Source organism: Nocardia sp. NPDC004711 (assembly GCF_053601595.1).
Genome location: NZ_JBSGCB010000023.1, coordinates 103,319 through 129,033, shown reverse-complemented (window position 1 = coordinate 129,033; position 25,715 = coordinate 103,319). Strand labels below are relative to the sequence as shown.

At 68.3% G+C, this 25,715-nt stretch carries 22 protein-coding genes; 8 read left to right on the top strand and 14 right to left on the bottom strand.

Annotated elements, in window-relative coordinates; genetic code table 11:
• The first annotated feature begins 171 nt into the window (after positions 1–171).
• On the top strand, positions 172–618 hold the full coding sequence (locus tag ACWEKS_RS24285; protein WP_452342181.1) for a hypothetical protein: 447 nt from the start codon (positions 172–174) through the stop codon (positions 616–618).
• 34 nt (positions 619–652) lie between these two features.
• The gene (locus ACWEKS_RS24280) at positions 653–1,078 is read left to right on the top strand and encodes a hypothetical protein (RefSeq protein WP_452342180.1); all 426 of its coding nucleotides are present in this window, start codon (positions 653–655) and stop codon (positions 1,076–1,078) included.
• Positions 1,079–1,193: 115 nt separating this feature from the next.
• On the opposite strand, the gene ACWEKS_RS24275 is transcribed toward ACWEKS_RS24280, so the two are convergent.
• Positions 1,194–2,027 carry a tRNA (adenine-N1)-methyltransferase gene (locus ACWEKS_RS24275; protein WP_452342179.1) on the bottom strand — a complete coding sequence of 278 codons (834 nt, stop codon included), beginning with the start codon at positions 2,025–2,027 and terminating at the stop codon, positions 1,194–1,196.
• Positions 2,028–2,130: 103 nt separating this feature from the next.
• Here ACWEKS_RS24275 and ACWEKS_RS24270 point away from each other — a divergent pair, with 103 nt between their 5' ends.
• On the top strand, positions 2,131–2,988 hold the full coding sequence (locus ACWEKS_RS24270) for a RecB family exonuclease (RefSeq protein WP_452342178.1): 858 nt from the start codon (positions 2,131–2,133) through the stop codon (positions 2,986–2,988).
• A gap of 11 nt (positions 2,989–2,999) precedes the next feature.
• On the opposite strand, the gene hisG is transcribed toward ACWEKS_RS24270, so the two are convergent.
• The 6 genes from hisG to ACWEKS_RS24240 all read right to left on the bottom strand — a co-directional run bounded on the left by hisG (position 3,000) and on the right by ACWEKS_RS24240 (position 9,432).
• Positions 3,000–3,851, bottom strand: coding sequence for an ATP phosphoribosyltransferase (hisG, locus tag ACWEKS_RS24265; protein WP_364618149.1), 852 nt, complete (start codon positions 3,849–3,851; stop codon positions 3,000–3,002).
• Positions 3,852–3,958: 107 nt separating this feature from the next.
• Positions 3,959–4,222, bottom strand: coding sequence for a phosphoribosyl-ATP diphosphatase (locus tag ACWEKS_RS24260; protein WP_033085388.1), 264 nt, complete (start codon positions 4,220–4,222; stop codon positions 3,959–3,961).
• Between the two features lie 43 nt (positions 4,223–4,265).
• On the bottom strand, positions 4,266–6,068 hold the full coding sequence (locus ACWEKS_RS24255) for a choline/carnitine O-acyltransferase (protein WP_452342177.1): 1,803 nt from the start codon (positions 6,066–6,068) through the stop codon (positions 4,266–4,268).
• Between the two features lie 190 nt (positions 6,069–6,258).
• On the bottom strand, positions 6,259–7,620 hold the full coding sequence (locus ACWEKS_RS24250; RefSeq protein WP_452342176.1) for an NAD(P)/FAD-dependent oxidoreductase: 1,362 nt from the start codon (positions 7,618–7,620) through the stop codon (positions 6,259–6,261).
• 68 nt (positions 7,621–7,688) lie between these two features.
• A complete protein-coding gene (locus ACWEKS_RS24245) occupies positions 7,689–8,519 on the bottom strand; it encodes a class I SAM-dependent methyltransferase (protein ID WP_452342175.1) in 831 nt (276 codons plus the stop codon).
• 13 nt (positions 8,520–8,532) lie between these two features.
• Positions 8,533–9,432: a HalD/BesD family halogenase gene (locus tag ACWEKS_RS24240; protein ID WP_452342174.1), complete on the bottom strand. Its 900-nt coding sequence runs from the start codon at positions 9,430–9,432 to the stop codon at positions 8,533–8,535.
• Between the two features lie 302 nt (positions 9,433–9,734).
• Between ACWEKS_RS24240 and ACWEKS_RS24235 the strand changes: the two genes are divergently transcribed.
• Positions 9,735–10,667 (top strand): toprim domain-containing protein, encoded by a 933-nt coding sequence (locus ACWEKS_RS24235; RefSeq protein WP_452342173.1) that lies wholly within the window; start codon positions 9,735–9,737, stop codon positions 10,665–10,667.
• Here the strand turns inward: ACWEKS_RS24235 and ACWEKS_RS24230 are convergent.
• Complete coding sequence (locus ACWEKS_RS24230; protein WP_452342172.1) at positions 10,567–11,610, bottom strand: helix-turn-helix transcriptional regulator; 1,044 nt, start codon at positions 11,608–11,610, stop codon at positions 10,567–10,569. The two genes, ACWEKS_RS24235 and ACWEKS_RS24230, sit on opposite strands and share 101 nt — an antisense overlap.
• Before the next feature lie 117 nt (positions 11,611–11,727).
• On the opposite strand from ACWEKS_RS24230, the gene ACWEKS_RS24225 reads away from it, so the two are divergent.
• A complete protein-coding gene (locus ACWEKS_RS24225) occupies positions 11,728–12,852 on the top strand; it encodes an epoxide hydrolase family protein (RefSeq protein ID WP_452342171.1) in 1,125 nt (374 codons plus the stop codon).
• A 48-nt stretch (positions 12,853–12,900) separates the two neighbouring features.
• On the opposite strand, the gene ACWEKS_RS24220 is transcribed toward ACWEKS_RS24225, so the two are convergent.
• The 4 genes from ACWEKS_RS24220 to metH form a co-directional block, all read right to left on the bottom strand.
• Positions 12,901–13,272, bottom strand: coding sequence for an MmcQ/YjbR family DNA-binding protein (locus ACWEKS_RS24220; RefSeq protein WP_452342170.1), 372 nt, complete (start codon positions 13,270–13,272; stop codon positions 12,901–12,903).
• Positions 13,273–13,346: 74 nt separating this feature from the next.
• Complete coding sequence (locus ACWEKS_RS24215) at positions 13,347–14,018, bottom strand: HAD family hydrolase (RefSeq protein WP_452342169.1); 672 nt, start codon at positions 14,016–14,018, stop codon at positions 13,347–13,349.
• A gap of 83 nt (positions 14,019–14,101) precedes the next feature.
• The gene (locus ACWEKS_RS24210) at positions 14,102–15,811 is read right to left on the bottom strand and encodes a protein kinase domain-containing protein (protein WP_452342168.1); all 1,710 of its coding nucleotides are present in this window, start codon (positions 15,809–15,811) and stop codon (positions 14,102–14,104) included.
• 80 nt (positions 15,812–15,891) lie between these two features.
• Positions 15,892–19,470 carry a methionine synthase gene (metH, locus tag ACWEKS_RS24205; protein WP_452342167.1) on the bottom strand — a complete coding sequence of 1,193 codons (3,579 nt, stop codon included), beginning with the start codon at positions 19,468–19,470 and terminating at the stop codon, positions 15,892–15,894.
• Positions 19,471–19,586: 116 nt separating this feature from the next.
• Between metH and ACWEKS_RS24200 the strand changes: the two genes are divergently transcribed.
• Positions 19,587–20,480, top strand: coding sequence for a PAC2 family protein (locus ACWEKS_RS24200; RefSeq protein WP_452342166.1), 894 nt, complete (start codon positions 19,587–19,589; stop codon positions 20,478–20,480).
• A 71-nt stretch (positions 20,481–20,551) separates the two neighbouring features.
• Here the strand turns inward: ACWEKS_RS24200 and ACWEKS_RS24195 are convergent, their stop codons facing one another.
• Positions 20,552–20,857: a hypothetical protein gene (locus ACWEKS_RS24195; RefSeq protein ID WP_379385993.1), complete on the bottom strand. Its 306-nt coding sequence runs from the start codon at positions 20,855–20,857 to the stop codon at positions 20,552–20,554.
• Positions 20,858–21,102: 245 nt separating this feature from the next.
• Between ACWEKS_RS24195 and ACWEKS_RS24190 the strand changes: the two genes are divergently transcribed.
• Positions 21,103–22,242 carry an XRE family transcriptional regulator gene (locus ACWEKS_RS24190; RefSeq protein ID WP_452342165.1) on the top strand — a complete coding sequence of 380 codons (1,140 nt, stop codon included), beginning with the start codon at positions 21,103–21,105 and terminating at the stop codon, positions 22,240–22,242.
• A gap of 60 nt (positions 22,243–22,302) precedes the next feature.
• The gene (locus ACWEKS_RS24185; RefSeq protein WP_452342164.1) at positions 22,303–23,103 is read left to right on the top strand and encodes a DUF2127 domain-containing protein; all 801 of its coding nucleotides are present in this window, start codon (positions 22,303–22,305) and stop codon (positions 23,101–23,103) included.
• A 346-nt stretch (positions 23,104–23,449) separates the two neighbouring features.
• Here ACWEKS_RS24185 and ACWEKS_RS24180 read toward each other — a convergent pair whose 3' ends face one another.
• Positions 23,450–25,525, bottom strand: a complete 2,076-nt coding sequence (locus tag ACWEKS_RS24180) for an alkyl/aryl-sulfatase (protein WP_452342163.1) — start codon at positions 25,523–25,525, stop codon at positions 23,450–23,452.
• Positions 25,526–25,715: the final 190 nt, after the last annotated feature.

Genomic DNA, 25,715 nt, shown 5'->3' with positions numbered 1-25,715 from the left:
CGTCGTGATCACATCTAGGCTGCGGCCTGCAGGTCGGACGAGCATGTTAGCCTGCCCTAACCTGTTTCCGGCGAGTTAATCGCCGGACCGAGCCGAAAGGCGCCGTTGATGCTCCTTCCCACCAGTCGTACTCCTGGTATGCGCAACGTCACGCGGACGCTTCGTGTTTCCGTGGCTACCGTCGCGGCCTTCGCGGCCGTTACCGCAACTGTGACCGGCTGCGGCTCCGACGACAAGGGTTCTTCGTCCTCGACCACCACCGTATCGGCCACCGCCACCGCGCCCGCGCCGACCGCGGACGCCCTGCAGAGCGTGCTCACGGCCTTCGCCGACCCGGCGAAGCCGGCTGCCGACAAAGCCAAACTAGTCGTCGACGGCGGCAAACGTCTCGGAAATATCGACACCATGAACCAGGGACTGGCGCATTACCAGGTCGGGTTCACCGTCGGTGAGATCAAGCAGGACGGGACCAAGGCCGACGCGAAGGTGTCGGTGACCTCCCCGCACGGCACCATGCCCGACGTCCCGATGACCTTCCAGTACAGCGACGGCGCGTGGAAGCTCTCCGACGCCGGCGCCTGCACCATCCTCGGCATGGCCCGCGCGGCCTGCCAGTAACCACCCCCTCGAGTCCCGAAAGGCCCGTTCGTTCATGCTCGCTCGTTCCGTTCGCCTGTCCCTGGCCGTCGCCGCGGCCGCCGTCGCCCTCACCTCGGGTGCGGGCCTCGCCGGCGCCGACGCCCCCGCGCCCTCCGCCGACGAGTTGCAGTCGACGCTGACCCGCTTCACCGACCCGGCCGTGCCCGCCGCCGACAAGGCGAACCTGATGGTCAACGGCGGTGCGCGCACCTCGAACATCGAGGCGATGAACCGGGGCCTGGCCAACTACGGCAGCATCGGCTGGACGGTCTCGGGCGTGCAGGCCACCGGCGACACCGCCAATGCCTCGGTCGCCATCGTCTCCCCGCACGGCACCATGCCCGGCGTGCCCATGAACTGGCAGCACACCGACGCGGGCTGGCAGCTGTCGGAGAACACCGGCTGCACCATCCTGGCCATGGGCAAGGCGCCCTGCTGACGCGGCGAAACCGCTTCGCGATCGGCTGAATACGACGACGCGCCCCCGCCGTTCCGTGGCGGGGGCGCGTTCGTATCGAGGCCGGATCCCGGCATCGGGATATATCTTCCCGGCGCTAGCCCTTGGACGGGCGGCGCTGCGGCTTGGGGGCGGTGACGCCGTCGGCGAGGCGGCGCGCCTTGACCAGGAAGGCGGTGTGGCCCTGCATGCGGTGTTCGGGGCGCACCGCGAGGCCGACCACGTGCCAGGGGCGGACCATGGATTCCCAGGCGGTGGGCTCGGTCCAGCAGCCCTGGCGGCGCAGCGCCTCGACCACCTCGGAGAGCTGGGTCGTGGTGGCCACGTAGGCGAGGAAGACGCCACCGGGGATCAGGGCCTTGGAGACGGCCTCGAGCGCGTCCCACGGCTTGAGCATGTCGAGGACGACGCGGTCGACCTGTTCGCCGGCGTAGTCCGCCACGTCACCGAGGGTGAGTTCCCAGTTGGCGGGGCGTTCGCCGAAGAAGCGCTCGACATTCTTGACCGCGTGCTCGGCGTGGTCGTCGCGGATCTCCCAGGAGATGACCTTGCCGTCGGGGCCGACCGCGCGCAGCAGCGAGCAGGTCAGCGCGCCCGAGCCGGCGCCGGCCTCCAGGACCTTCGCGCCGGGGAACATGTCGCCCTCGTGGACGATCTGGGCGGAGTCCTTGGGGTAGATGACCGCCGCGCCGCGCGGCATGGACAGCACGTAGTCGGTCAGCAGCGGGCGCAGGGCCAGGTAGGGGGTGCCCTTGGCGGAGTTCACCACGCAGCCCTCGTCGGCGCCGATGAGGTCGTCGTGGTTGATGTGGCCGGCGTGGGTGTGGAATTCCTTGCCCGCCTCCAGGATCACCGTGAACTTGCGCCCCTTGGCGTCGGTCAGCTGTACCCGGTCACCGATCTGGAATGGGCCGGTCCGTCTGGCCGTCATGAATCTCCGTTCTGCGTGGTTGTGATGAAGTCGTGCGTCGCCGCGAATGTGCTGCGCCGGATTCGTCCGCACCTTGTCGGTGCCTGCGTTTAGCCTGCCAGGTATGTCGGTTGACGTGATCAGTACCCCGGAGACGGAGCGGTTCGCTCCGCGTGGCCCCGCCCTGTCCCCCTCGCGCGCAATCGATTTCAAGCAGTGCCCGTTGAAATACCGGCTGCGGGTCATCGACCAGATTCCGGAACCGCCCTCGCGGGCGGCGGTGCGCGGCACGGTGGTGCACGCCGTGCTGGAGGCACTGTTCGGGCTGCCCGCCACCGAGCGGGATGCCGAGGCCGCGGCCGCTCTGGTCGAACCCGCGTGGACAGGGGTGCGCGAGTCGCGGCCCGAGGTGGAGTCGCTGATTCCGGCCGAGGAGCTGCCCGGGTTCCTGGCCGAGGTGCGCAAGCTGGTGGGCGTGTACTTCCGGCTGGAGGATCCGTCCGGCTTCGATCCGGAGTCGTGCGAGACGTTCATCGAGGCCGACCTGCCCGACGGCACGCCGTTGCGCGGCATCGTGGACCGCATCGACCGCTCGGCCGACGGGGAACTGCACGTCATCGACTACAAGACCGGCCGCGCCCCGGGCCTCACCTACGAGACCCGGGCCCTGTTCCAGCTGAAGTTCTATGCCCTGGTCCTGCTGCGCACCCAGGGCCGGGCGCCGGCGGAACTGCGGCTGATGTACCTCGCCGACGGTGTCACCCTCACCTACGCGCCGGACCCGGAGGAACTGCTGCGCTTCGAGCGGATCCTGTCGGCGCTGTGGGCCGCCATCGTGACCGCCGCCGAGACCGGGGAGTTCCCGCCCAGCCCGAGCTGGCTGTGCGAGTACTGCGATTTCAAGCGACTATGCCCCGAATTCGGCGGCACCCCACCGCCTTTCCCGTCCGGCGAGGACGAGCCGGAATCCGGCCCGTCCTGACCCGACCGGAATCAGAAGGCGCGGCAGGACCGGATGTCGGTGGCCAGGATCGCCTTGGCGCCCAGGTCCGCGAGCTGGTCCATGAGCTCGTTGCCGTTCTTGCGCGGCACCAGCGCGCGCACCGCGACCCACTCGGGATCGGTGAGCGGCGACACGGTCGGCGACTCCAGCCCGGGAGTGATCTTGACGGCCTCCTCGAGCAGCGCCTTGGGGCAGTCGTAGTCCAGCATCAGGTACTGCTGGGCGAAGACCACGCCCTGGATGCGGGCGACGAGCTGGTTGCGGGCCTTGTCGTGCTGATCGGCGCCCTTGGCCTCGATGAGCACGCCCTCCGAGGAGCACAGCGACTCGCCGAAGGCGACCAGGTTGTGCTGGCGCAGGGTGCGGCCGGAGCCGACCACGTCGGCGATGGCGTCGGCGACGCCGAGCTGGATGGAGATCTCGACGGCGCCGTCGAGGCGGATGACCTCGGCCTCGATACCGTGCCTGGCCAGGTCCGTCAGCACCAGGTTCGGGTAGGAGGTGGCGATGCGCTTGTCGTAGAGGTCCTCGACCTTCCATTCGCGCCCGGCCGGGGCGGCGTAGCGGAAGGTGGAGCGGCCGAAGCCGAGGGCGAGCCGTTCCTGCACGGGCGCACCGGAATCCAGGGCCAGGTCGCGGCCGGTGATGCCGAGGTCGAGCTCGCCGGAACCGACGTAGATGGCGATGTCCTTGGGCCGCAGGAAGTAGAACTCGACCTGGTTGACCGGGTCCAGCACGCTCAGCTCACGGGAGTCGGTGCGCTTGCGGTAGCCCGCCTCGGACAGGATGGCGAGGGCGGATTCGGAAAGTGCGCCCTTGTTGGGGACTGCGACGCGAAGCATGGGAGGTCCTTTCGGAACGGGGAGGGAAGACATGTCGACAGGGGCTGAGCGGAACGGTGCGCCGCACCCAGCCCTTGAATGGGCACAGCGTGCGGCGCACCGGCGCATCACAGATGTCGGTACACGTCCTCGAGCCGCAGCCCGCGGCCCACCATCAGCACCTGCACCCAGTAGAGCAGCTGCGAGATCTCCTCGGAGAGTTCCTCATCGCTCTGGTACTCGGCCGCGATCCAGACCTCGCCGGCTTCCTCGAGCACCTTCTTGCCCTGCGCATGCACGCCGGCGTCCAGGGCGGCGACGGTGCCCGACCCCTCGGGGCGGTTGGCGGCACGATCCTGCAGCTCGGCGAACAGGGCTTCGAAAGATTTCACGGGGAGTGATTCTTTCAGACGGGCGCACACTCCCCGCAATCGGTTATACGGTGAGCAGTTCGGCGAGTTCGGTGACCGCCCCGCGCAGCTGCTCGGCGAAGTCGTGCATCTGCTGGGCGACGTGCTTGGGCGTGGCCAGGTAGAGGTTCCAGCGGTCGGGCAGCAGCACGTAGGCGATGCCGATGCACTTGGGGCTGGTGGAGCCGAAACCGAAGTACTGGATGTTCACCGACGGCGCGGAGCTGGTGCTCAGGTAGTCGTCGCGGGTGATGGTCCAGCCGGGGCTGTCGTAGAAGGCCATCGGGGCCGTCGCGCCGAGCTGTTCGCCGCGGCGGCGCTGGATCCACTGCAGTTCCCACAGGTGCTGTTCGGGGGCCTCGCCGCGCTGGCATTCCTGGGCGCGGCGCACGTGTGCCTCGGCGGCGGTGCGCAGCGCCACCAGTTTGCGGTCCCGGTCCACGGCCGGATCCTCCATGGCGGCAACGAAATCCAGCATCTCCTGGGTGATCACGCGCATGGCCTCGGTGCGGCCGTTGCGGAACTGGCGGGTGGCGATGGATTCGTAGGTGGCGCCGTTGAGCCCCTTGCTGCGGCGGTGCGCGAGCTGATAGCTCAGCTGCGCGAAGGCGTCCGGGGAGATGCCCAGCCGCTTGGCACGGTTGGTGCCGAAGTCGAACGACACCGTGGTGGTGGCGGTGTCGGCGGCGTACTGCGCGAAAGACGCGGCGGCGGAGGCGATCTCGGTCTTGGATTCCGGGCCGAGGACGAACTCGACGGGTTCGATGGCGGGCAGGCCCTGCGCCTGCGCGCCCGACTGTTCGGCGTGGTCGGTCACCGGCGCCTCGAGCAGGGTGTCGACGAAGGACAGGATGGTGGTGCCGTCCAGGCCACAGTGCTCGACATTGATGCCGGCCTCGCCGTCGGCGAAGACGATGAACGACACCGACTTGTCGAACCAGCGGTTGCCGCTGTCGCCGTGCAGCAGCTGGTCGCAGGCGTGCAGGGTGTCGCGTGGCGCGAAGTCCTCGAGGCAGACGCAGAACAGCGCGGTCTCGATGGTGTCGAAGGCGGCGGCATTGGCGGGCCGCAGCGCCGCGTAGACCGGCGCCCAGTCGGCGCGGGCGAGGGTGGTCAGGTGCCCGGGCGAGGTGTTGGTGGCGGCGCGGCGCGCACCGGCCTTCATGACGGCACGCAGGCCGTCGGCGAGGTCCTCGGGGGTGTAGGGGACGCCGCCGGAGCCGAGGACGTCCATGCGGAACATGGTGCCGCGGTAGAAGACCACGATGTGGCGGGCGTCCGAGGGTCCGGGCCAGGCATCGCTGTAGGGCACCCGCACGGTGTCCTGCGGTGCGTCCGGTATGCGTGTCTCGGAGAACAGGAACTTGTTCTGCGCCATATTGAGTCGCGTGCCGCGCTGGGTGGCGGGCGGGATCTCCTCCCGGTCCAGGCGCAGCTTGTAGCCGACGGTCGCGGCGATGAGGGCGGCGGCGCGCTCGCTCTGGTCGGCGCTGGTCGACGAGGCGAGGGCGGTGTCGTCGCGGAACAGGAAGAAGAAGTTCGCATTCAACGCGATCCGGTCGCGGCGGCCCAGGTAGCGGGAGGGCCAGAACTCGTCGAGCCAGCTGCCCACGCCCGGGGTCTCGTCGAACCGCTGCAGATCGGCGTGCAGGGTGCGGGCGGGGCTGTCGGGGCGCAGCAGATCCTCGACGGCGGCCGCGGTGGCGGCGTACTCGTCGGAGGTCAGCAGGGGCGCGCACCAGTGCAGGAAGCGGGTGCAGCTCTCCTCCAGGGTGGGCAGCGGGACGCGGGGCAGCTGCTCGTCGAAGGCGAAGGTGCTGTCGCTCAAGGGGTGTCCTCGTGGGGTCGTCGGATAGGGGCAACCTGGCATTTGCACACGCGTGACCGTCCCCCTGGCGGTCACAGCACTCATTCTTGTCATCGAAACCGTCCGAGCGCCAGGCTTTCGCCCGAAACCACACGGTCCGGACCGGATGTGGATTTACTGCGCCACAATAGTTTTCATGCGGGTTCCGGAGTCACCCGGGATCGCCGATCTCCTTCAGCGCCCGCGGCACCTCGTCGGTCTGCAGGTAGCAGCCGGACTGCTCGAATCCGCCGATGGTGTGGGTCTGATAGTCGCCGTAGCCGATGCGCAGGAAGTCGTCGCCGCTGAGGCCGTGCACGGTCCAGTCGAAGGCCACGCGGGCGCGGGCGACGACCGTGCGCAGCGCCATCAGGTGGTAGCTGCGTGCCACGAATTGGGCTGGGACACCGCGCAATCCGATGCCGAGCGGGCGTGCCAGCGCATCGCGCCCGCCGAGGTCGACCACCATGCCGAGATCCGGATGCCGGTAGGGTTCGGATCGTCCGCCCCGCAGGGTCGCCAGCAGGTTCTTGCCCAGGTGCCGGCCCTGGCGCATGGCGTGCTGGGCGGTGGGCGCGCACACCTTGTCGACGCCGTCGGTCAGATCAGGCACCGCGGCGGCGTCACCCATGGCCCACACGCCGTCCAGCCCGGGAACAGAGAGGTCGGCGTGCGCGATGATGCGTCCCTTGTCGGTTTCCGCGCCGAGGTGCCCGGCCAGCGGGCTCGGGGTGACGCCGGCGGTCCACAGCACGGTGCGGGAGGGGATGAACCGCCCATTGGTGAGTTTCACCCCGTTGGCCGTCACCTCCGCCGCCGACGCTCCGGAGATGAGTTCGATTCCGCGTTCGGCCAGAATCCTTTTCGCCTCCGCGCCGAGCCGCTCGCCCAGCTCCGGCATGATGCGGTCGCCGTGGGTGACCAGGTGCCACCGCACCATGCCGCGTTCGGTCTCGGGGAAGAAGCGCTTGGCGGCGGCGTGGCAGACCTTGTTCAGGACCGCGGCGGTCTCGGTCCCGGCGTAGCCCGCGCCGATGGTGACGAAGTTGAGCCGCTCCTGGTCCCCGTCCAGCCCGCCGCGCAGGGCGGCGACGTCCAGCTGCCGCAGCACATGGTCGCGCAGGTACATGGCCTCCGGCAGCGTCTTCATACCGAAGCCGTGTTCCTTGAGCCCGGGCACGTCCAGCACCCGGGTGATGGAGCCCGGGGCCAGCACGAGATGGTCGTACTCGAGGGCGGTTTCGCGGCCGGTGGATCGGCGCACCACCACCCGCCGGGTGTCGTGGTCCACCCCGACCGCCATGCCCGGCACCACCTCGGTGCGGCGCAGGATCCGGCGCAGGGATACCGAGACCGACCGAGGGTTGAGGGTGCCGGAGGCGACCTGTGGCAGCAGCGGAAGATACAGCAGTCCGGCGTCGGGCGAGACGAGCTGGACGAACGCCTCGTCGGGCCGCACTCGGCGTTCCAGATATCGGGCGCACTCGACGCCCGCGAAACCACCGCCGATAATTACGATCTTCGCTGGTGCCACCGATTCACCGTAACAATCGCGGGGAGTTTTCAGGTGAATCCGGGATGTGAATTCGATGTGCGACGCGATCAGTGTTCGGTCGCGCCACTGATTTTCGGCCGGGACAGATACAGCTGGGCGTAGAGCCACCCGTCGGATTCGGCGCCGGCGGGGTCGATTCCGCTGTCCGCCAGGGTGTTCAGTACCCGTGCCTGCTCGTCCGCGGAGGCGAAGCGCCGCTGGCGGAACACGCCGGGTGCGCGTTCGGTGTGATAGCCGAGGGTCTCCAGGTGAGCGGCGATGGGGTCGAAGGAGAACATGCGCAGCACGAAATGTGCCATCCAGGGCAGTTTTCCGCCGTGCGCGCGGGCCACCCGCAGCAGGGTGCGTTCGGAGACGTAGCCGACGCAGCCGGTGGAGATGACCAGGTCCGCGACGGCGAGGGTGCGGCGCTGGGCCTCGGTGGGGTCGCCCGACTCCAGGTCGGCGTGCACGGCGTCCTGGAGGAAGCCGGCGGCGCCGGCGTAGTCGAGAGCGGGCCGGGAGGCGTCCATGCCGATGAAGCGGACGCCGGGGAGCTGATCGTGGGTCTGCAGCAGCTGCCGATCGCGGTCGATGAGCGCGGCGGTGTCGTCGGTGTCGCGGCCGCGGTACCGTCCGGCCAGGTCGGCCATGGTGGTGTCCAGGCGCAGCAGGGCCGCGTTCACGCCGTAGGAGCAGCCGATGTCGAGGACGGCGGGAGTGGCGATGCCGGTGGCCGACCGATACTCCGCGAGGAGCCGCTGGAAGTGCGGTTTGGCCAATTCCGGTATCTGGTAATCCAATTCGGCCATGCGCGCGTAGTACTCGCGTGGATCGGGGCGGTCGTAGATGTGGTCGAACGAGGCTTTTCCGGTGGAGCTGTGTAACGAAACCGGCACGCGCTGTTCCCTCTCAGTCGAGCAGTCGATCGCCGCGGACCTCACCGACGGCCAGATGATCCGGCAGTACCCGCCCGAACAGCTGCCGGGTCCGCTCGGCGGTGCCGATCAGTCCCGGGGTGTCGCTGTAGGCGAAGATCGCCGAATGCCGTTGCACCGTCCCGCCTACGGGCGCGACCCGGTGCAACGAGAATCTCCCCTGGAACAGCTGCAGATCCCCCGGCCGCAACTCCAGCCGCCGGATGAACCGCTCCCCCTGCCCCGTCAGCACGTCCCGCACATCCGGGAGGTGCTCCGCCTCCCGCGACCGGATGTTCGGGCAGTACTCGAACACCCCACCGCATTCCGGCTCCTGCGTGAGCATGCTGACGGTGAACTCGTTGGTATCGAAATGCCACGGATGCGACATTCCCGGCGCGACCACATTGAGGCACAACCCCGCCAGCGGATCGGTGTACTCGTGCAGCTCGGCCAGCCCGAAACAGTCCGCCACGAACCGCTGGAACCGGCGATCGGTGTACAGCCGCTGGATCAGCGCGTCCGCGGGAATGAGATCCCTTGCCACGAACGCGTTCCCGCGGTGCAGCACGATCCGCCCCGGATGGTCGGGCGGTAGATCGGTATCGAGGGGAATGTTGTAGGCGTTGACGTCCTCCACGGTGTAATACGCGTGCGGAGCCAATGCCACCCCCTCGCCACGCAAGGTAGTCAGCAGCTCGGGCCTGATGAACCCGCGCAGCACGCAGCATCCATCCGCGGCCAGCTCGGCCCGCGCCTCGCCCACCGCCGCCAGCCACGCCGCACTCCCGGGTGAGTCCAGCGGATACTTCCCGACATCCACTCCCGGCACCGGACCCCCGCCCGCCGCCGCATCGGCTTCCCACGAGTCCGCCCGACCCCCGACCGCAACCATGCGGCCCATTCTTGCCGCCCGAACGCCCGACACGCCCGAGTTCCACTCCGATTGTGAATACTCACTATTCCTGCGCCCCAGCAGGTTTCATGCGGTACCGGTCGTCCGCTTCATCGCGGCCCCCATCGACCGTCGCGACTCTACGCCACCCGGATCAGCCGATATCCACCGGCCGGGCGAGTCCATCCCACGCCAGGGCGACGCGGACATCGGGCGGTTGATTCCGGTTGCGCTACAACCGGATTCATGACGGTTGACAACGCTCCCGAAGGGGGTACACCGGTAGTGAGAGGACCGGCGCGATGGGCAGTCAGGGATCGTGGGAGACCATCAACCGGGCGCTGAATCGGGTGTCCGGGCCGGGGAGGCGCGGCACCGAATGGACTACCTATCTGTGTCCGGTTCACGAGGCGGATGGGCGGCGGCATCGGCCGTCACTGGGGGTCGTGTACAACCCGCGGCGGCAGCGGACGGTCGTCCGGTGTTTCGCCGGGTGTTCGGATGAGGAGGTGCTGGAGCGGCTCGGGCTGCGAGTGCGGGACCTGTTCGACGCCCCGGCGGAGCGACGGGGGCCACCGACGCGGGGGACGGCGGAGACGGGGCTGGCCGATCGGGCCATTTTGGCTGCGGGACTGGCACTTTCGGTACACAAGCGTGACTTCGGTCCGCCGATCGGACGGTCGCGGCGGGTCGCGGCCTATATCTACCGGTGGCCGGATGGCAGTCCGGCGGGGTGTGTGTTCCGGGTTCGGACGCTGCATCGGCAGGGGTATGTGAAGAGCTTCTATCAGCAGCGCCGGACCGAAACCGGTTGGGAGTACGGCGGATTCGAGCGTCTTCCGTTCCATTTGCCGGAGGTGATCGACGCCGTCGAGGACGGCCGTGACATCGTCGTCTGCGAGGGTGAGGCGGATGTTCTGACTGCCACGCGTGCCGGGTTGACCGCCACCTGTAATGCGGGCGGGGCGAACGGGTGGCATCGGGAGCATGCCGACTGGCTGCGCGGTGCGCATCGGGTGTGGGTGGTTGCCGATCGGGATGCGCCGGGGTATCGGCATGCGGCGAAAGTTGCCGAGTCACTGGTCGATTGCGTGGATGAGCTGCGGGTGGTACAGGCTCGGGACGGGAAGGATCTCACCGACCACTGCAATGCGGGGCATCAGGTGTCGGAACTGGATCCGGTGCCCGTGCTGGACGAGCACTATCGCGGGCGGTCGCTCGGCCGGCGGTGGTGACGGCACGCTGGTAGCGGTCGATCAGGGTGCGCAGGGCGGCGACCAGATCGGGGGAATCGACGATGTCGAAGTCGGCGTCCAGCAGACCCAGGTAGAGGGCGAGCATTTCCGGGTGGTCGGAGCCGGGTTCGAAGGCGCACCGGTTGTCGCCGAGTTCCTCGATGTCGATGGGGATCGGGAGGCGGGCGCGGACGTGAGCGGCGGGGGCGTGCACGATCACGCGGGCGCGGAAATGCCACGTCGCCGAGCCGATTCCGCGTTCGACGTAGGACGCGATCTCGGAGTCGGGCGGCAGAGTGCGCGGAGTGAAGCGCGGTCCGGACGGCGGGCGCGGGTCCATGCGGTCGACGCGGAAGGTGCGCCAGTCGCCGCGGTCGAGGTCCCAGGCCAGCAGGTACCAGCGCTGGCGGTGGTTGACGAGACGGTACGGCTCGACCGCACGCCGGGAGGATGCGCCCGAGTGGGTCCGATAGTCGAACCGCAGGCGTTCGTGGTCGCGGCACGCGGCGGCGATGGCGGTCAGCGTGTCGGCGCTGACCCGGGGCCCGCGCATCGGAACCGGCAATGCGCTCTGGAAGGCGCTGACCCGGTGCCGCAGCCGTGACGGCAGGATCTGCTGCAGTTTCGTCAGCGCGCGCAGCGACGTCTCCTCGATGCCGAGAACCGAACCGCTTGCGGCGGTGCGTAATCCGACGGCCACCGCGACGGCCTCGTCATCGTCGAGCAGCAGCGGCGGCAGCGCGCCACCGGTCCCGAGCCGGTATCCCCCGTCCACGCCCGGCCGCGCTTCCACCGGATAGCCCAGTTCGCGCAGCCGATCCATGTCCTTGCGGATCGTGCGCGGGGTGACCTCGAGCCGTGCGGCGAGTTCGGCCCCGGTCCAGTCGCGCCGGGACTGCAGCAGCGACAGCAGCCGCAGCAGGCGGGCGGAGGTTTCCAACATTTCTCGATGGTATGCGCGAATTGCGGAACGAACCGTTCCGCAATAGTCCATACCGTGGTGTCGAGCGGAAGATGAAGAGCCTCCGGCGAGGTTCTCCCGAGTGAACGGAACAGCCTGATGAGCACCGAGATTCGCCCCTTCACCCTCGACGTTCCCCAGTCCGACCTGGACTATCTGCACGACCGCCTGGACCGTGCCCGCTGGGCCGCCCAGCTGCCCGGCACCGGCTGGGAGCGCGGCATCCCCGAAACCGCCCTGCGCGAGCTGGCCGACTATTGGCGCACCGAATTCGATTGGCGCGCGCAGGAAGCCGAGCTCAATGCCTTCCCCCAATTCACCACCGAGATCGACGGCCAGCGCATCCACTTCCTGCATGTCCGTTCCGAGCGCCCCGATGCCCAGCCGCTGCTGATCACCCACGGCTTCCCCAGCTCGATCGCCGAGTTCATGGGCCTCATCGGCCTGCTCACCGACCCGGCCGAGGGCCCGGCCTTCCATGTGATCGCCCCGTCCCTGCCCGGCTACACCCTGTCCACCCCGCTGAGCGCCGTCGGCTGGACGATGGCCCGCGCCGCCCGCGCATGGATCGAGCTCATGGCCCGCCTGGGTTACGACCGCTACGGCGTGCACGGCGGCGATGTCGGCAGCGGCGTCTCGGGCCTGGTCGCGGCCCTGGACCCCGAGCACGTCACCGGCGTCCATGTGGTCACCGACCCGCTCACCGCCGCCAATGTCGCCACCTTCCTGCCCGGTCTGGCCGACGGCCTCGACCCCGACGACCCGATCGACAAGGTCATCCTGGACCGGATGGACTCCTTCCGCCGCGAGGGTTCCGGCTACCTGGCCATCCAGAATTCCCGCCCCCAGACCATCGGCTACGGCCTGGTCGACTCCCCCCTGCTCCAATTGGCCTGGATCGCCGAGAAATTCGAGGCATGGACCGACCTCCCCATCGACCGCGACCAACTCCTCACCACCGTCAGCCTCTACTGGTTCACCGGGTCGGGCGCGTCGGCCGCCCACACCCTCTACGAGCAGTCCCACTCCACCGAATGGGGCGCTCCCCCGTCGGTCCCGCAGGGCTTCGCCATCTTCGGCGCGGACGAGACCGTCCGCCGTGTCGTCCCCGCCCCCGCCGACGCCCACTGGACCGAATTCGAACGCGGCCTGCACTTCCCGGCGATGGAAGCCCCCGCCAACCTGGCCCGCGACCTCCAGACTTTCTTCGGTCCGCTGCGCTGACTCCGGAAAACGTGAACCGGCCCGGCGATACCGCCGGGCCGATTCTCGTCACTCGGACGCCATCCGCCGATCCAGCTCCGCCACAAGCCGTTTCGCCGCCACCATCCGATAGGCGTCCTCGACGATCTCCCCGATCTCGTCCCACTCCACGGCCGTATCCAGATACACGCCGAGCCACCCGCGATGCCCTACATACGGCGGCCGGAAGAACCGCTCCGGCTCACCGGCCGCCAACTCCTCCTGCACCCCCGCCGGTGCCGCACACCAGAATCCGACCCGCTCGTCATGATGGTGATCCGCGAACATCACGAACATCTTTTTCCCGCCCGCGAACCAGCACGGCTCCCCGTGACTGACCCGCTCGGTCACCTCGGGCAGCCCGGTGCACACACCCCGCAGCAACGCCAGCACACTCTCCATTCCCGCAGGCTAGGCGACGAACGACCCGCGGCCTTGGACGAATGGGAACCCCGGCGGGGTCATGGTGTTCGGAGTCAGCCGATTCCGGCGGGGACGAGATCGCCGAGGTCGGTCATGGTCAGCCCGACCAGGCTCTCGCGGAAGGTTCGGCCCGGGGCGTCCGGGACCGCGACCTCGCACGGCACCACCAGGAGCGCGCAGCCGGCGGCCTGGGCGGCGATCGAGCCGGTGGGCGAATCCTCGATGGCGACCGTGTTTTCCGGTGCGACGCCCAGGAGTTCGGCGGCCCGGAGGTAGACGTCCGCGGCGGGCTTGCCGTGGGGCACCTCGTCGGCGCAGACGGTGGCACCGAAGAACTCGCGGCCGATGGTGTTCAGGCCGTACTCGGTCAGCGACCGCTTGGTGTTGGTGACCAGGGCCATCGGGATGCCCGCGGCCTGCACCATTTCCAGCGCTTCACGCGCGCCGGGACGCCAGGGCACCGGGCCGTGGAACAGTTCGGTGACCCGTCGCTCCATCCAGTCCGAGGCCGTGGCGACGGCCCCGGGCGTGTGCTCGATACCCAAGCCCTCGAACAGAATCCGGAAGGCGTTCGGGCCGGACGCGCCGATCAGCGCGTGCCGGACCGTGTCGGTCAGCTCCCGCCCGTACTCGCCGGCCAGTTCGCGCAATGCCATGTCCCAGAGCTTTTCCGAGTCCAGCAGCGTTCCGTCCATGTCCCACAACACCGCGTCCAACCGCGCCACCGACTCGAACTCCTTCCACACCACCTGAACCGAAAAACCGGCTCCGCCGCGGGGCGGAGCCGGTTCAGCCTATCGGGGACCGATCACAGACCCGAGGCCGCGATCATCAGGTGCCCGGTCGAGGAGTCGACCTGGATCCACCGGTTCTCGGTGGACACCTGCCCGTTCTTGAGCACGTAGGTCAGCGCCACCACGGCCCGGTTGTCGCCGTTGGGCGTGATCGCGCCGACGCTCACCGACGAGATGCCGCCCCAGAACTGCGCGTACGCGTTGTAGCCGCCTGTGGAGGACTGGTAGCCGGGCGACAGCATGGACCACGCACCGCTCACATTGCCGGGGAGCATGCTGTAGTAGCCCTGGATGAACGAGGCCACCGAGGTCGCCGGCGGCGGGCCGAACGGTGTCGTCGAGGACGGCGTCACGGTGGTCGTGCTCGGCCGGGCCGAGGAGGTGGGCGCCACCGACGAAGTCGGCGCGGGCGTGGTGGTCGGGGCGTGGGTGGCCGCACCCGCCTCGCCGGTGCGCGTGGGCTGCTGGGTGCCGCCGTCGGCCTGGCCCATATTGTCCGGGGAGGTCGCCGGAATCGGCGAGGCCCCCGCGCTGACCGAGCCGCCGTTGCTCGCCAACGGCTGGTTGCCGCCACCGCTGTTGTGGCTGACCGACATGGCGATCACGACGGCCGCGACGAGCGCGGCCACCACGCCGGCCGCCACCAGCACCAGCCGCCGCGGATTCCGGTCCGCGCCACCGGTTTTCGCTCCCCCGGTCACGCCCGGCGGCGGCGTGCCCGGCATCGTCCCGCGCTGTGGGGACACGTCCCGGGCCATGTCGACGTGCACGGTGGCGTCGGTGGCATTGCTGGGCGCGCCGCTGCGCGAGGTCGACATCACGGTCGTGGCGGCCGAACCGTCCACGGCGGCAGCGGCACTCATCGCGGGCAGCACCTTGGTCTGCTGGATCGGCACGGCCGGGGCCCGCCCCTCCGCCACCGCCTGCAGCCGTTCCGCCGCCTGCGCCATGGTCGGCCGGTCCGCGCCCTCGGCCGCGAGCAGGTCCATCAGCACCGGCGCGAGCGCCGCGGCATGGGTCGGCGGCGGCACCTGGGCGCGCGCCACCGAGTGCAGCACCGCGAGGGGGTTGTCGCCCTCACCGAAGGGTGGCTTCCCCTCGACCGCGGCGTAAAGCGTTGAGCCCAGGGCGAACACGTCGGAGGTGGGCTCCGGGTTCTCGCCCCGCGCCACCTCCGGCGACAGGTAGGCGGGCGTGCCCGCCAGGAATCCCGTGGAGGTGACGGTCACGTCCCCGGTGGCCCGCGAGATGCCGAAGTCGGTGATCTTCACCGTCCCGTCGTCGGCCACCAGGATATTGGCGGGCTTGACATCCCGGTGCACGATCCCGGCCTTGTGGGCCGCGGCCAGCGCCTCGGCCACCTTGGCCCCGATCCGCGCCACCTCGACCGGCTCGAGTCGCCCCTTCTCCCGCATGTGCGCCGCCAGGCTGACGGCGTCCACGTATTCCATGACGAGCCAGGGCTGGCCGTCCTCCTCCGCCACGTCGAACACGGTGACGGCGTTGGGATGATGCAGTCGCGCCGCGATGCGCCCCTCACGCATCGCCCGCATCCTGGCCTCGACGGCCTGCGACCGGGTCAGCCCCGGTGTCAGCAGCAATTGCTTGACCGCGACCGTGCGCCGCAGCCGAACATCGGTCGCGCGCCACACGACCCCCATAGCACCGGTGCCGATCGGATCCGTTAGCCGGTACCGCCCCGCAATCAGCCGGTCTGCGCTCATGTGGTTGTGCCCCTCCTGCTGGCTTTCACGCCGAGCACCCCTGCAACTCTGCGCGAAAGCCCGGAAATCTGGTGAAGATATTAAGCGTTGAAGTACTTGGCTTCCGGATGCAGCAGCACGAACGCATCCGTGGACTGCTCCGGATGCAGTTGCAACTCCTCGGACAAGATCACTCCGATCCGGCCGGCGTCCAGCAGCTCCACGAGTTTCGCCCGATCCTCGAGATCCGGGCAGGCACCGTAGCCGAACGAGTACCGTGCGCCACGGTATCCGAGTTTGAAGTAATCCAACACATCGGCGGGATCCTCGTCGGCGACCGAATGTCCTTCCAGTGTCAGCTCTTCCCGAATCCGGCGGTGCCAAAACTCGGCGAGTGCCTCGGTGAGTTGCACGCCGATGCCGTGCACCTCGAGATAGTCGCGGTAATTGTCGCCCGCGAACAGCACATTGGCGAAGTCGGCAATGGGCTTACCCATGGTGACCAGCTGGAACGGCAGTACATCGACCTGCCCGGTCTGCTTCGCGTACTCGCGTGAGCGAATGAAATCGGCGATGCAGAGGAACCGGTCGCGTTGCTGACGCGGGAATGTGAACCGGAAGCGTTCCGGCGCATCGGGATTCGGCTCGGTGAGAACAATCACATCGTCACCCTCGGACACGGCCGGGAAATAGCCGTACACCACCGCGGCGTGCTGCAGCACCCCCTCGGCGGTCAGCCGGTCCAGCCAGTACCGCAGGCGCGGACGGCCTTCGGTCTCCACCAGCTCCTCGTACGAAGGTCCCTCGCCGCCGCGCTGGCCGCGCAGGCCCCACTGACCCAGGAACAGCGCCCGCTCGTCGAGCAGGCTCGAGTACTCGTTGACCGACAGGCCCTTCACGATGCGCGAACCCCAGAACGGCGGCGTCGGCACCGGCAGCTCCGCGGCCACATCCGAGCGCTCGGGCACCTCGACCGGCACCTCGGAGGCCTTGCGCTGCTCGGCGATCCGCTTGGACCGCTCGTGGCGGGCCTTGCGCTCGGCGGCCTTCTCCCGGGCGGCGATGGCCTCCGGAGAACCCGGGTCGGCCGCGCCGCCACGCTTGACGGTCATGATCTCGTCCATGAGCCGCAGGCCCTCGAAGGCGTCACGCGCGTAGTGCACCTCGCCGTCGTAGACCGCGGTGAGGTCGTTCTCCACGTACGCGCGGGTCAGTGCCGCGCCGCCCAGCAGCACCGGGAACTGTTCCGCGACACCGCGGCCGTTGAGCTCCTCGAGGTTCTCCTTCATGACCACGGTGGACTTCACCAGCAGCCCGGACATGCCGATGACATCGGCCTTCTTGTCCACGGCGGCATCCAGGATCGTCGAAATCGGTTGTTTGATACCGAGATTCACGACTTCGTAGCCATTGTTGGACAGAATGATGTCCACCAGGTTCTTGCCGATGTCGTGCACATCGCCCTTGACGGTGGCCAGCACGATGCGGCCCTTGCCGGAATCGTCGGTGGCCTCCATGTGCGGTTCCAGGTAGGCGACCGCGGTCTTCATGGTCTCGGCCGACTGCAGCACGAACGGCAGCTGCATCTGCCCCGAACCGAACAGCTCGCCAACGGTTTTCATACCCGCCAGCAACGTCTCGTTGATGATCTGCAGCGGCGGAACCTCGGCCATGGCGGCATCCAGATCGGCGTCCATACCGGCCTTCTCGCCGTCCACGATGCGCCGCTCGAGCCGCTCGAACAGCGGCAGCGCCGCCAGTTCCTCGGCCCGCGACGCCTTCGACGAGGCCGCCGACACGCCCTCGAACAGCGCCATGAGCTTCTGCAGCGGGTCGTAGTCCTCGCTGCGCCGGTCGTAGACCAGATCCAGCGCCGTCTGCCGCTGCTCCTCCGGAATCCGCGCCATGGGCAGGATCTTCGAGGCGTGCACGATGGCCGAATCCAGGCCCGCCTCGACGCATTCGTTCATGAACACCGAGTTGAGCACCTGCCGCGCGGCCGCGTTCAGGCCGAAGGAGATGTTCGAAAGACCCAGTGTGGTCTGCACATTCGGGTGCCGCTTCTTGAGTTCGCGGATGGCCTCGATGGTTTCGATGCCGTCGCGCCGGGACTCCTCCTGGCCGGTGCCCAGGGTGAAGGTCAGCGTGTCGATGATGATGTCGGACTCGTCGAGCCCCCAGTTGCCGGTGATGTCGGCGATCAGGCGCTCGGCGATCTCCACCTTCTTCTCGGCGGTGCGCGCCTGGCCCTCCTCGTCGATGGTCAGCGCCACCACGGCCGCACCGTGTTCGGCGACCAGCGCCATGGTCTGCTGGAACCGCGAATCCGGCCCCGCGCCGTCCTCGTAGTTCACCGAGTTGATGGCGCAGCGCCCGCCCAGGTGCTCCAAACCGGCCTTCAGCACCGGGGTTTCGGTGGAGTCCAGCATGATCGGCAGGGTCGACGCGGTCGCCAGCCGGGAGGCCAGCTCGGTCATGTCGGCGGTGCCGTCGCGGCCCACGTAGTCCACGCACAGGTCCAGCATGTGGGCGCCGTCGCGGGTCTGATCCTTGGCGATGTCCAGGCACTTCTGCCAGTCGCCGGCCAGCATGGCGTCCCGGAAAGCCTTGGAGCCGTTGGCATTCGTGCGCTCACCGATCATCAGGACCGAGGCGTCCTGCTCGAACGGCACCGAGCTGTAGATCGACGACACGCTCGGTTCGTGCACCGGATCCCGCTTGGCCTGCTGGACCTCACGCACCGCCTCGGCCACCTGCCGGATGTGCTCGGGCGTGGTGCCACAGCAACCGCCGACCAGCGACAAACCGAACTCGGACACGAACTGGCTCAGCGCGACCGCGAGCTCCTCCGGCGTCAGCGGGTATTCCGCGCCGTTCGCGCCGAGGATCGGCAGACCGGCGTTCGGCATGACCGACACCGGCAGCTGCGCGTGCTTGGACAGATGCCGCAGATGCTCGCTCATCTCGTCCGGACCGGTGGCGCAGTTCAGCCCGATCATGTCGATGCCGAGCTTCTCCAGCGCGGTCAGCGCCGCGCCGATCTCGGAGCCGACCAGCATGGTGCCGGTGGTCTCCATGGTCACGTGCGTGATGATCGGGATCCGGCGCCCGGCCTGGTCCATGGCCCGGTGACTGCCGGTGACCGCGGCCTTGACCTGCAGCAGGTCCTGGCAGGTCTCGATGAGGATGGCGTCGGCGCCGCCGTCGAGCATGCCGAGCGCGGCCTCGCTGTAGGCGTCGCGCAGGGCAGCGTAGGGCGCGTGGCCCAGGGTGGGCAGCTTGGTGCCCGGGCCCATCGAACCCAGCACGTACCGGGGAGTCCCGTCGGCGGACGGTCCCATCTCGTCGGCCACCTCGCGGGCGAGGCGGGTGCCGCGCTCGGACAGGTCTCGAATGCGGTCGGCGATGTCGTAATCGGCCAGGTTGGGCAGGTTGCACCCGAAGGTATTGGTCTCGACGGCATCGGCGCCGGCCTCGAAATAGGCCCGGTGGATGTGGCGCAGCACGTCGGGGCGGGTGTCGTTGAGGATTTCGTTGCATCCCTCGAGGCCGCGGAAATCGTCGAGAGTGAGATCCGCGGCCTGCAGCATCGTGCCCATCGCACCGTCCCCGATCACGACACGCCGTCTGAGCGTGTCCAAGAGGGTGGTGTCGAATTCGGCGCGGCTGCGTACAGACATGTACTCAAGAGTAGTGGGAGACGCCGACAATCCCTGCGCCGGTGTGGGGTGCTACCCCAACTCCTACATTGCGCGTCGCATGCACACTGCGTCTACGCACACCGTAGGCTGACCGGGTGAACGCCAGTGAATCCCCGGTGCCACCCGAATCGGACCTGCCTACGCTGCGGGATCCGGTACTCGTGGCCGCCTTCGAAGGCTGGAACGATGCGGCCGATGCCGCCAGTGGCGCGGTCGAGCATCTGGAACTGATCTGGGACGCGCAGCCGCTGGCCGAGCTCGACTCCGAGGACTATTACGACTATCAGGTGAACCGGCCGACGGTCCGGCAGGTGGACGGGGTGACCCGCGAGATCCAGTGGCCCTCGGCCATGCTGTCGGTTTGCTCGCCCCCGGGCAGCGATCGGGACGTCGTGCTCCTGCGGGGCGTCGAACCGAATATGCGCTGGCGCAGCTTCTGCAGCGACATCCTCGAATTCGTCGAGCAGCTCGGGGTGTCCACGGTGGTGATCCTGGGCGCGCTGCTGGCCGACACCCCGCACACCCGGCCGGTTCCGGTCACCGGGACCGCCTATAACAAGGAAGCCGCGGAGCGCTTCAACCTGGAGCAGACCCGCTACGAGGGACCGACCGGTATTACCGGAGTGCTGCAGGATGCGTGCGTGCGCGCGGGCGTCCCGGCCATCTCCTTCTGGGCGGCGGTGCCGCACTACGTCTCCCAGCCGCCCAACCCCAAGGCCATCATCGCCCTGCTACACCGGGTCGAGGATGTCCTCGATGTCGAGGTGCCGCTCGGCGGTCTGCCCGAGCAGGCCGAGGAGTGGGAGGGCGCGGTCAACGAGATGACCGCCGGCGACGAGGAGATCGCCGAGTACGTGCGCTCGCTCGAGGAGCGCGGCGATGCCGAGGTCGATATCAACGACGCCATGGCCAAGATCGACGGTGACGCCATCGCGGCCGAGTTCGAGAAGTACCTGCGCCGCCGCGGACGGGGCGGCTTCGGTCTCTGACACCGGGCTTCCCGCACCGAAACCATTGCCGCACCTGCGTTCACGCGCAGGTGCGGCGTTCGTTTCGACGGCTAGTGCTCTACGGCCCAGATCTTGACGGAGGCCTCGTGGGCCAGCTTCGCGATCAGCAGGTCGCGCGGAATGGTCTGCCCCGCAAGGTGATCGAGCGACGGCACCACCACGTGGTGGGCATCGGCACGCTTGAGTTCGGCCGTCAGCTCCGCGAACGCGGTGCCGTCGCCGGGGGTCGATTCATGGAACGTGGCAGCGAAGCAGAGGCCGGCGGACTGAGCGAGCCCGCACATGGCGTTCTCCAGCTCTTCGCTGCGGCCGTCGGCCAGATCGTCACGCACGTACCCATAGATCAACGCTTCCACCCGAACCTCCGTTGGATTGGGGATCGCTGTCATGAATGTGCCCTGTTGAACAGTTTGGCGAAATCACGAATGCAATTGCAGATGTCAACCCACTGACATCGAGATGCCCTATCCGGGTCCATCCTTCGTTAACTGGTGAGATACTACAGAGCGTGTCCGCCGGTGACGATCGACCTGTCTGGGCCGTCCGAATGCGTGCCGAACGTGATACTCGCGGGTGGTCTCAAGCCGATGCGGTCCGTGCCATGCGGGGCAAATCGAGCCACAATCTGCCAACGGACAGCACACTTCTGCGCAACTGGCGGCGCTGGGAGTCCGGGGAATCGCGGCCGGACGATTTCTACGCTCCGATCATCGCGGCGGCTTTCGATACGGTGACGGCCGCCTTCTTTCCCAAGGCGCGGCCCAATCGGGACGACGAGATGCTCTCGGCCACCGGAATGGACACGCTGGAATTCATTGGGCGGCTACGTATGTCCGATGTGTCCGCCTCGACGCTCGACGCCATTCGCATCACCGCTGATCGGCTGTGTTCGGAGTATCCGTGCGCCGATCCGCACGAGTTGCATGCCGAGGGCACGGCGTGGCTGCGGCGCATCACTTCGCTACTGGACGGTCGCTTGACTCTCGCGCAGCATCGGGAGGTCCTGGTGCTGGCCGGATGGGTTGCCCTGCTGATCGGTTGCGTCGATTACGATCTCGGCTGGCGCACCGCCGCCGAGGCGACCCGCCGGGCCGCGCTCTCCCTCGGCCAGGAGGCCGAGCACGCCGAAATCATCGGCTGGGGAGCCGAAATGGCCGCCTGGTTCGCACTCACGCAGGCCAACTACCGGGGCGCCATCGAGACCGCCGAGGCCGCGCACGCCACCACCGACCACCTGGGTGTCGGCGTCCAGCTGGCCGCACAGCGCGCCAAGGCGTGGGCACGGCTCGGTGACCGCCGCGAAGTGGAAAAGGCGCTCGCCCAGGGCCGTTCGATCCTGGACACCATCGAGCATCCGTCCGATCTGGACAATCACTTCGTGGTCGATCCGCAGAAGTTCGACTTCTACGCCATGGACTGCTGCCGGGTAGCCGGGCAGGACCGGCTCGCGGAAAACTATGCCCGGCAGGTGATCTTGACCTCCACCCGCCCCGACGGCAGCATCCGCAAACCCATGCGGGTCGCCGAGGCGCACCTGACGCTGGCGGTGGTCGCCATCCGCGATCGCAATCTGGAGCTCGCCCTCGACGAGGGCGTGCGGGCCTTCGCCGGCAAACGCCGCTCGCTGCCCTCACTCATATGGATCGCGGGAGAGACGGCGCGGGAGATGATCGAGCGCTTCCCCGGCGATCCGCGCACCCGGACCTATCTGGATCAGCTGCGCGCACTGACTGCGGGCTGACATCCCTCGCAGCGCGCCGGGACATCCCTCGGCACGCGTCCACCGGTTACGCTCACGCGCATGGACTTCAGTCTGTGGACCTGCGCTGCCCGAGGGCACGAGACCTACGCCCCGACCGAGCCCGAGCTCGCGGCACGCCTCCACGTCCCCACCCCGGCGGGTGAATCCTGGCGCTGCCTGCGTTGCGGAGATTTCGTGCCCGGCGAGCCGCGTCGCACCGGTCCGGCCGACGACGCGCCCGAGGTGCCGCGCGGGCATCTGCTGCGCGACCGGATCATCATGCGGCTGCTGGCGGCCGAGCGCATCGTCCGGGCCCTGGTGCTGATCCTGCTGGGCGCGGGCGTGCTGAAGCTGCGCGGTGCGCGCGAGCACTGGAAGGCCAACTGGGACAAGGATCTTCCGCTCATCCGCCAGCTGGCGGACCAGATCGGTTTCAACCCTGACCATTCCAAGATCATCAAGGGCATCGACAAAGCGTTCACCTTCTCCCCCACCGTGCTCACCTGGGTGGCGGTGGCGCTGTTCGCCTATGCCGCGATCCAGCTCACCGAGGCGGTGGGCCTCTGGCTGGTCAAGCGCTGGGGCGAGTACTTCGCGGTCATCGCGACCAGCATCTTCCTGCCGCTGGAGATCTACGAGCTCACCGAGAGGATCACCTTCCTGCGGGCGGCGGCGCTGATCGTCAACCTGGCGGCGGTGATCTGGCTGCTGTGGAGCAAATCGCTGTTCGGGCTCAACGGCGGTGCCGCCAAGTACTACGCCGAACACCACTCCGAGAGCTTGATGACGGTCGAACGTGCCGCCGTGGCAGCCGAATCCGAGCGGCCGACCGAACGCATCGACACCCAGCGCGCACACTGACCCGGCCGGGCCCGCGTCACTCGGGCACGCCGAGACCGTAGGCCAGGGTGGGCCAGGATTTGATCAGTTCGTCGCGGAAGACGGCCCAGGCATGGGACCGTTCGGCGGCAGGTCGTCGGTGACCGGGGGGCGCGCGCGGCCACCGGCGCGGCCAGGGACGCGACGGCCAGCCACCCGACGATCACAGCGCTCCGCAGTCGGTGCCGCACGGGCTTCCCCCGAGGTCGATGGTGAGGTCGACGCCGCCACGACCGGAACGCTGTAACCCCCACATCTATTCATGTGTGTCGCGGCGTGACGCCCCCGGTAACTCCCGTCACGCCGCGGCATTCCACCGCGCGGAGTACTACGGGGTGACGATGTTGAAGTTCGGGTCGGGCTTGTCCATGACGTCCTTCAACTGCTTCAGCTTGACGGGGTCGCCGCTGACCTTGATCGCGCCGGCCTGGATCTCCTTCACGATGTCCTTGGTCCCGGTCATGGTGGCGATCAGCTCCAGCCGGGACAGGGTGAAGGTGGCGTCCGGGGCCGGACCCTTGAAGTCGGCGGGGATCACGTAGTGGATGAGCACGCCGTTGCGTAGCTCGGTGCGGTAGGTCCGGTTCTGGTCGGTAATGATCCAGTCGTTGACCAGGTGCAGGTCCCACGCCTTCGGGCCATTGATCAGGAATGCCGCGGAGTCGAAGACCTGGTCCACGCTCAGGGCGCTGATCATGCCGGCGGAGTTGGCCTTGGTCGGGGTGCCGAAGGTGCCGTTGCGCAGCTCGTAGGCGCCGGAGAGGAAGAAGTTGCGCCAGGTGGCGTTCTCCGAGCCGTAGCCGAGCTGTTCGAACGCGCTGGCCTGCAGCATCTTCGCCTGCTCATTGCCCGGGTCGGCGAAGATCAGGTAGTTGAGAACCTGGACGCACCAGCGGTAGTCGCCGTCGGAGTACGCCTTGCGGGCCACCTTCAACGCCCCGCTCGCACCGCCCATCGCGTCCACGTGCCGTTTGCCGGAATCGACCGGCGGGTGCTCCCACAGGTGCGCCGGATTGCCGTCGAACCAGCCCATGTAGCGCTGGTAGATGGCCTTCACATCGTGGCTGACCGATCCGTAGTAGCCGTGGTTGTACCACTTGCTCTCGATGGCCGGCGGCATCTGGATCATCTCGGCGATCTCGATGCCGGTGTAGCCCTGGTTCAGCATGCGCAGGGTCTGGTCGTGCAGGTAGGCGTAGGTATCCCGTTGCAGCGACAGCCATTCGGTGACCTTGTCCGCTTCCCACATGGGCCAGTGGTGCGAGGCGAAGGCGACGTCGTACTTGTCGGAGAACATGGTGATGGTCTCGGTCAGGTACTGCGACCACACGTGCGCGTCGCGAACCAGCGCGCCGCGCAGGGTGACCAGGTTGTGCAGGGTGTGGGTGGCGTTCTCCGCCATGCACATCGCACGGAAGTCGGGGAAGTAGAAGTTCATCTCCGACGGCGCCTCGGTGCCCGGGGTGATCTGGAAGACGACCTTGATCCCGTCGATGGTCTCTTCCTGGCCGGTGTGGGTGACGTCCTTGTTCGGCGGAATCAGGCTCACGGTGCCGACCGAGGTGGTCATGCCCAGGCCCGCACCGACCTGGCCCTTCGCACCACGCGGCAGCGCCGCGCCGTACATGTAGGCCGAGCGGCGGGCCATGGCGGTGCCGGCGAAGACGTTCTCCTCGACCGCGTGCTCCACGAAGCCCTGCGGCGCGATCACCGGGATCCGGCCCGAGGCAGCGTCTTCCAGGCTGATGACACCCAGGGCGCCGCCGAAGTGGTCGACGTGGGAGTGGGTGTAGATCAAGCCGGTCACCGGCTTCCGACCGCGGTGCGCGAAGTACAGGTCCATGCCCGCCTTGGCAGTCTCGGTCGAGATCAGCGGGTCGATGACGATGATGCCGGTGCTGCCCTCGATGATCGTCATGTTCGACAGGTCGAGACCGCGGATCTGGTAGATGCCCGGAACCACTTCGTAGAGGCCCTGTTTCACCACCAGCTGCGACTGCCGCCACAGCGAGGGATGCACCGAGTTGGGGCAGGTGCCCTGAATGAATCCGTAGGAATCGTTGTCCCACACCACCTTTCCAGTGGAATCCTGCACCACGTCCGGCTCGAGCTTGGCGATGAAGCCCCTGTCGGTGTCGGTGAAGTCCTGCGTGTCGGCGAAGGGCAATGCGGATTGCGCCCGATGCTGCTGGTCGACGATGTGGCCGCTCGGATCGACCGGATCCTTGCTGGTCCGCTCGGCGGCGGAACCGTTGTCGCCGTTGCTGTCACACCCGGCGACGGCGGCTCCGACACCGGCGGCCACCAGCGCGGCCGCGCCCACCCCGAACACCCCCCGCCGCGACACCGTGAAGCCGCCCGGCCTGCGGTCGTCGCCGTTGTTCGTGAGGTCCGCGTCGGTCATCAGCGCTCTCCTGTCTCCATGCGGTCGATATCCGGACAGCAGGAGTAGCCGATCATTCGCTGCCGTTCTGCCATCGCCGCCACAGTACATCACTATTGCAGTGATACTGCAATATGATGGCCGTGTGACACCACCCATGACCCCGCGAACCCTCCGCCGGACCTGCGTGCACACGCTCCGGCCGGATGTG

Bases quoted from the DNA above. Each gene is read 5' to 3' on its own strand.
- ACWEKS_RS24180 (WP_452342163.1), bottom strand. From the start codon at position 25,525: ATGACCGACGCGGACCTCACGAACAACGGCGACGACCGCAGGCCGGGC.
- ACWEKS_RS24270 (WP_452342178.1), top strand. From the start codon at position 2,131: ATGTCGGTTGACGTGATCAGTACCCCGGAGACGGAGCGGTTCGCTCCG.
- metH (WP_452342167.1), bottom strand. From the start codon at position 19,470: ATGTCTGTACGCAGCCGCGCCGAATTCGACACCACCCTCTTGGACACG.
- ACWEKS_RS24240 (WP_452342174.1), bottom strand. From the start codon at position 9,432: ATGGTTGCGGTCGGGGGTCGGGCGGACTCGTGGGAAGCCGATGCGGCG.
- ACWEKS_RS24225 (WP_452342171.1), top strand. From the start codon at position 11,728: ATGAGCACCGAGATTCGCCCCTTCACCCTCGACGTTCCCCAGTCCGAC.
- ACWEKS_RS24230 (WP_452342172.1), bottom strand. From the start codon at position 11,610: ATGTTGGAAACCTCCGCCCGCCTGCTGCGGCTGCTGTCGCTGCTGCAG.
- hisG (WP_364618149.1), bottom strand. From the start codon at position 3,851: ATGCTTCGCGTCGCAGTCCCCAACAAGGGCGCACTTTCCGAATCCGCC.
- ACWEKS_RS24185 (WP_452342164.1), top strand. From the start codon at position 22,303: ATGGACTTCAGTCTGTGGACCTGCGCTGCCCGAGGGCACGAGACCTAC.
- ACWEKS_RS24235 (WP_452342173.1), top strand. From the start codon at position 9,735: ATGGGCAGTCAGGGATCGTGGGAGACCATCAACCGGGCGCTGAATCGG.
- ACWEKS_RS24190 (WP_452342165.1), top strand. From the start codon at position 21,103: ATGCGGGGCAAATCGAGCCACAATCTGCCAACGGACAGCACACTTCTG.
- ACWEKS_RS24210 (WP_452342168.1), bottom strand. From the start codon at position 15,811: ATGAGCGCAGACCGGCTGATTGCGGGGCGGTACCGGCTAACGGATCCG.
- ACWEKS_RS24280 (WP_452342180.1), top strand. From the start codon at position 653: ATGCTCGCTCGTTCCGTTCGCCTGTCCCTGGCCGTCGCCGCGGCCGCC.
- ACWEKS_RS24275 (WP_452342179.1), bottom strand. From the start codon at position 2,027: ATGACGGCCAGACGGACCGGCCCATTCCAGATCGGTGACCGGGTACAG.
- ACWEKS_RS24220 (WP_452342170.1), bottom strand. From the start codon at position 13,272: ATGGAGAGTGTGCTGGCGTTGCTGCGGGGTGTGTGCACCGGGCTGCCC.